General features: G+C 39.3%; 2 protein-coding genes. Both read right to left on the reverse strand.

Going from position 1 to position 1,130, the window contains the following annotated elements:
• A partial coding sequence (cas1f, locus tag I3255_RS14590; RefSeq protein WP_238039468.1) for a type I-F CRISPR-associated endonuclease Cas1f occupies positions 1–473 on the reverse strand: 473 nt, incomplete at its 3' end.
• 569 nt (positions 474–1,042) lie between these two features.
• On the reverse strand, positions 1,043–1,130 hold an 88-nt coding region (locus I3255_RS14595; protein ID WP_238039470.1), incomplete at its 5' end, for a ClbS/DfsB family four-helix bundle protein.

The following is a 1,130-nucleotide window of genomic DNA, read 5'->3' on the forward strand; positions in this document are numbered from 1 at the left end:
TTGTTTTCCAGCCGTTGCCACTGTTTGCGAATTTGCTTAATCCGCTGATGTTGAAAGGCTTTCGCTGCGGTTAATCGGGCGTTATCATCAAACCAGAAACTGACCCATTGCTGTAAATACTCAGTTGGTCTGTATTCTGATTGAGGTAAAAGCCAAGAGACATCCACTTGAACTTCATTACCTGAAAAAAGCGGAGTACCACCGCCACCACAAAAACCGACTAATACACCAGCTTTAGCCAACTCTCGCATAGCAGCTTGGGTCACCGATGTACCTGTTCCAAGCATAATGGCGGTCGTATTGGCGATGGGGATATTCCAATATAAACTCTCTTTACCCTCATCAGTAACATATTCAACTCGCCCACTGTTTACTAGCACTCGACAATGCTGAAGATAATAAAGATTGGTACGTTTTGAGTGGAGTATGGTTTTAAGCTCGCTAGGAGAAAAGTCCTTTTTCATCTTCAACATCATATCAATGCGTTAACTATCATGGCATTAGTATATTCAACAGGATGAATTTAAAATGCGACTTTATTGGCAAGAATGACGAAATATCAGATTAAAGAGTAAAATATGTCTAAGTTTTATCTACCTATTCGGTAGTAAAGAAAGTTCAAACCATTGCGAATTTCTGCCTGCATTTCTAAGCTGCCTATTCGGCAGTGAAGCGTATTGCGGGTATATCTCTTCGTTTTGCTTGTTTCTAAGCTACCTACTCGGCAGTGAAGAAAAAATCGCTTGTAATACTGTTTTAGTTGCTTTTCTAAGCTGCCTACTCGGCAGTGAAGAGCTACGCCTATCGGTGATAACCGCTTCTATTTTTTCTAAGCTGCCTACTCGGCAGTGAAGCTTGTGTACCATGTCTTCTTTATTGTTGTTAATTTCTAAGCTGCCTACTCGGCAGTGAAGTGAAGACTTTATTCGATTTCGGTTTATTTTTAAAGAACTTAGACCACTTTATTCTAAAATACCCTTTTTCTGCGTCCTATTTTACATATTTATAAATCAATAACTTATAAATGAGTCAAAAAATAGGGTCACATCCCTCTTTTAAATCTTCGTACCTTAGCTCTGACATTTTTCATTGGCGATGAGGTATTAAACTGAATCATTCGCCCTAACGTC

The organism is Psychrobacter sp. Ps6, from assembly GCF_022129235.1.
Taxonomy (GTDB): domain Bacteria; phylum Pseudomonadota; class Gammaproteobacteria; order Pseudomonadales; family Moraxellaceae; genus Psychrobacter.